The organism is Skermanella sp., from assembly GCF_059503625.1.
The window spans coordinates 1-4,258 of record NZ_JCACHA010000049.1 but is presented as its reverse complement, the minus strand read 5'-3'; the positions used below and the strand labels follow the sequence as shown (position 1 = coordinate 4,258).

Here is a 4,258-nt window from a genome sequence, read left to right as displayed (position 1 = left end):
GCAGCCTGGGGCCAGCACGAAACCCGGTCCCTTCAAGCGCATCAGCAGCGCGTCGGCTTCCGCAAAGGCCTCCACGGCGCTGCCGGAACTGAGGACGCCCCAGGGCGAAGGGCCGGTAGCCACACCTCCGCCCGCCAGCAGAGTTTCAGGTGCGGGGTTACCCGGCGATGTCTCCAGGTGGAGCAGCGCCGGAAGCCGGTCCCGGAACAGCCCCTGGTGCACGCCGTCGCCATGCAGGTGCAGGATGTTGAACGGCAACTCCCGCATCGCCTCGAGACAGGCGATATCTCCGGGAAGCCCGAAGCCAGCGTAAGCATCGGCGGTGAACGCTCCAGCGCGGGCGTTCTGCACCGCCAGGAAGACGCCGTCGATCCCCGTATCCGCCAGGGCGCGGATAACCCGCACGGTATTGGTGGTAATGGTGCGCAGCCCTGCCGCCACCGCTTCCGGAGCCTCGCGAACATGAACAGCCAGAAGATCCGCCTCGGCGAGCTTGGCCGCCTGTGCTGCGGGACCGTAGACGGTCGCCACCACAGGCACTCCCGGCAAGGCCCGCCGGACCAGCCCGGCAGCACGCAGGATTTCGGTAACGAAGCCTCGGCCAGGTTCGAGGCGGGGCAGACGATACCAGTCCTCCGGGACCGTCACGACCCGCCGGGTTATCCGCCGCCGCCCCAGGGCGTCGTCCGGGTCGGGCGCATCCTCGACGCCATAATCCAGGATCTGCCATGTCGAAGCCGGCGTCAGCTTGACCAGATCGAAGTCGAACCGGGCCTGCCACGCCAGGGTCGCCTCCGCCAGCCGTTCGCCGTCCTGATCCGCCGCCGGATGATGCCGATGGGCGAACACCGGACAGACCGGCATCGGCTCACCCGCCAGCACCGCCGTCAGCAACTCGCGGTAGCGCGGCGGCGGGTCTCGCCCGGTCACGGCGGCGTCTCCACGGCACTCCCCGACCTCGCCCGGAGAAGCGATGACGAGACGCCCTCGGTGCGCGGCAGGAAGATGACGCCGATCCCCAGCGCTTCCAGCCGGGGACGCAGGCGGGACCAGCGCGGCGTGTCCTCCCAATCCGCCCCGATGAAAACGGCGTCGATCCCCAGGCCGGCGACGAAATCGGCGAAAAGATCGGCGTCCTCCATCGAAACCGCCACCGGCAAAGCCTCCGCCACGCAGGCGAAGGCGGCGACCAGCTCAAGCCGTTCGGCCTGCGGGGTCAGCGGAACCCGCCCCTTGGCGCGGGCCACCACAGCATCGCTCGGTATGCCGACGACCAGACGCTCGCACTGGGCGGCGGCGGCGCGCAGATAGCGCAGATGCCCGACATGCACCTGGTCGAACGCCCCGGAAGCGTAGCCGGTCCGCCAGCGATGCCGCACCGTATCGCAAGTTTCAGGCGAATCCATCGGCGATCCGCTCCATCAGGCTGGGCGAGACGTTCCGCTGGCGCAGGGTCCGCGCGAGATGACGCGCCAAACCGCTCCGACCCGACAGCATCGCCTCGGCAAGCCGGATCGCGGCCACGCTGCGCAGGAAGCCGGTGAATTCCACGATATTGGGGGCGGACACAAGCGTATCGAAGTCACTGGCGGGCGTCTCCCAGTCGCCGTAGGTAGCCCGCAACTGCTCTTCCAGAAACTCCGGCAACGGTAGCCGGCGGCCGACGCCGGCATGATCGGCCAGCCGCGCGGCAAAGGCCGGGACTGCCGCCTGCCGCAGCACCACGCCCGAGGGATGACGCCACGTGCTGATGAACCGGCCGCCTTCCCGGCGATACTCCGTCACGTCCACCGCCAAGCCGGTGCGGAGATGGACCAGCGCCCGGAACGAACCGGTATCCAGCGCCTGCCGTCGGATGCGGAACGCCCCGGTCGCCGTCAAGGCCTGCGCCACCTCGGCACTGGTCGCCGGCGGCAGGGCGGCCAGATCGATATCCTGATCGCAGGGGAAGAAGCCGCCTTCCCTGACCAGACTGAGCAGCGTGCCGGCATGAACCGCCACCGGCAAGGCCTCGGTCAGGACGAGCCGCTCGATCTCGCCGATGACGATACCCTGCCGGCGCCGGGTGCCGAGCCGCGCCGAGGATGACGGCCCCGGCCCTGCCTCAAGAAGACCCTCCGCCACGCCGAGCGCCAGCGCCTCGCTCTCCCCGAAGCACAGGACGTTGTGGTTCGCCATGGCCCGCTGAAGCCTGACGATGCGGCGCTCAACGGAAAACTGCGCCGGGATCGACTGTTCGAACCGGGCCGCCTCCCGCAGGACATCGTCATGCCGTCCAAGCCGCCCCTGCACCTCCCAGCGCGCCGGGAGCCAGGCGAAGGGAAAATCCACGATCCGCCGTTCGCGCTCCAGCATCCGCTCCAGCAGCGCCTCCAGATCCTCCTCCCGCTCCGCGATCGCGACCCTCATGTTCAGGTATGCCCCGGTCGCCTCCGGCTTGGTCGAAAGACCGTCGGCACAGCCGCGCGCCGTCTCCAGGTCTCCGTCCAGAAGCGACATCGACGCCAGGGCACAGGCGTAGCCGACCGGGTCGATACGGTGGCGAAGCCCGCGCAGGACCTCGGCGCCCTCGTCCTGACGCTCGGCGCACGCCGCCGCGCGAACGAAGACCTCGACCACCGAACGGTTTTCCGGCTGCCGCGCCAGCAAGGCCAGGGCCTCGCCATAGGCGGCGGCAGGCGATCCGCTTTCCAGCAAGTCGTTTGCGCGCTCGACCGATGGAGTAGCCGAATATATGGTTCCGATTTCCCGGATTTCCTTCATCGCTGAGGGGACATTCTGGCTCTGACCCTGGAAGAAACCGGCTTAGCTGCTCGACCCTCGCAATCACCTGGGAATGCGAATTCGGACAGCCATGATTAACGACACGCAATGCTTTAACAATCATCAATACGAACCAAATTTTCGAAATATCGAGCCGTTCGGTCGCCGATCCTGCACTGCAAGCCCTGATAGAAAGAGGCACTGCCTACCTGTCGGGTTAATCGCCCAAGCGCGCTCGACCCTTGGGGAGACCAAGCCTATGATGCCCGCGCGGTGTGCAGATCATCCGGGAGAGGCTGGTAATGCTGGCATTCACGTCCCTGCGGCGGAAGTCCTCGAAGGCGGCACGCCCGATCCTTGGAGTAAGTCTTGGCGCCGCCATCCTGATGACCTCCGTCAGCGCCGGCGCAATGCCCATCGTCGCCTTCGGCGACAGCTTGTCGGACACGGGCAACGTCTCCATCCTCACTGACGGCGCCCTTCCTCCCGCCCCTTATTACTTCGAGGGACGGTTCTCCAACGGTCCGATCTGGCTCGACCGGATCGGCGCGGCGCTGGACGGCGCCGTCGATCCCGTGCTGGGCGGCGGCACCAACTTCGCCTTCGGGTCGGCCAGGGTTACGGCAGCACCGCTCGTCCCCAGCCTGCGGGCCCAGACCAACGCTTTCCTCAACGCCACAGCCGCGACCGGAGCCGATCCTACCGCGCTCTACGTCGTCTACGGCGGCGGCAACGATGTCCGGGATGCCATCGGCAGCGCCGATCCGATCGCGGCCATCACCACGGCGGCCCAGCAACTGGCCGGGATCGTCGGCGATCTGGCGGACGCCGGGGCGGTCGATATCGTCGTGCCGACGCTGGCGAATGTCGGGCGCCTGCCGGAAGCCCGGCAGGCCGGCGACGCCGTGGTCGGTCTGGCAGGGCTGCTCAGCACGGTCTTCAACCAGACGCTGGCGCAGGGGCTTGCCGGCTTGGAAGGCTCCGGCGAAGTCAACCTGATCCGGCCGGACTTCTTCGGCCTGCTCGAAACCATATCGGCATCGCCTTCCAGCTTCGGCCTGACCAACGTGACCGACGCGTGCCTGCCGGTTACGCCGTTCGCCGTCCCCGCCGGCGCCACGGCCTGCTCCGATCCGGACCAGTTCCTGTTCTGGGACCTGCAACACCCGACGACCGTCGGCCACGGCCTGTTCGCCGACGCGGCCCTGGATGCGATCAGGGCCGCCCTCGACCCCGTGACCGTGCCGGAACCCTGGCCGATGGCCCTGATGGCCCCCCTGCTGCTGGCCGGCATCGTCACCAGGTTCGGCCGGAAGCGGCGGTAAAACCGGGTGAATATCTACTTACGTCTTACCCGGACTTGATCCCATAGACGCTAAAATACGGCGTTCCAGCACGACACTTCGGCAATGCTCGCCTCCCTTTCCGTCATACCCGGACTTGATCCGGGTACCTCCTGGCGGAGGCTGACGGGAGGACTTCAAGCTGAAGTCCA

Annotated in this window: 4 protein-coding genes; 1 reads left to right on the top strand and 3 read right to left on the bottom strand. The window is 67.7% G+C overall.

Annotated elements, in window-relative coordinates:
- The 3 genes from AC5JJ6_RS01170 to AC5JJ6_RS01160 form a co-directional block, all read right to left on the bottom strand.
- Positions 1-930, bottom strand: a 930-nt coding sequence (locus AC5JJ6_RS01170; RefSeq protein ID WP_496040280.1) for a uroporphyrinogen decarboxylase family protein, incomplete at its 3' end; no start/stop codon positions are given.
- Positions 927-1,406, bottom strand: coding sequence for an FAD synthase family protein (locus AC5JJ6_RS01165; protein WP_496040279.1), 480 nt, complete (start codon positions 1,404-1,406; stop codon positions 927-929). The genes AC5JJ6_RS01165 and AC5JJ6_RS01170, both read right to left, overlap by 4 nt.
- Complete coding sequence (locus tag AC5JJ6_RS01160; protein WP_496040278.1) at positions 1,393-2,763, bottom strand: hypothetical protein; 1,371 nt, start codon at positions 2,761-2,763, stop codon at positions 1,393-1,395. Before AC5JJ6_RS01160 ends, AC5JJ6_RS01165 begins: the two co-directional genes overlap by 14 nt.
- 302 nt (positions 2,764-3,065) lie before the next feature.
- On the opposite strand from AC5JJ6_RS01160, the gene AC5JJ6_RS01155 reads away from it, so the two are divergent.
- Positions 3,066-4,088 (top strand): SGNH/GDSL hydrolase family protein, encoded by a 1,023-nt coding sequence (locus AC5JJ6_RS01155; protein WP_496040277.1) that lies wholly within the window; start codon positions 3,066-3,068, stop codon positions 4,086-4,088.
- Positions 4,089-4,258: the final 170 nt, after the last annotated feature.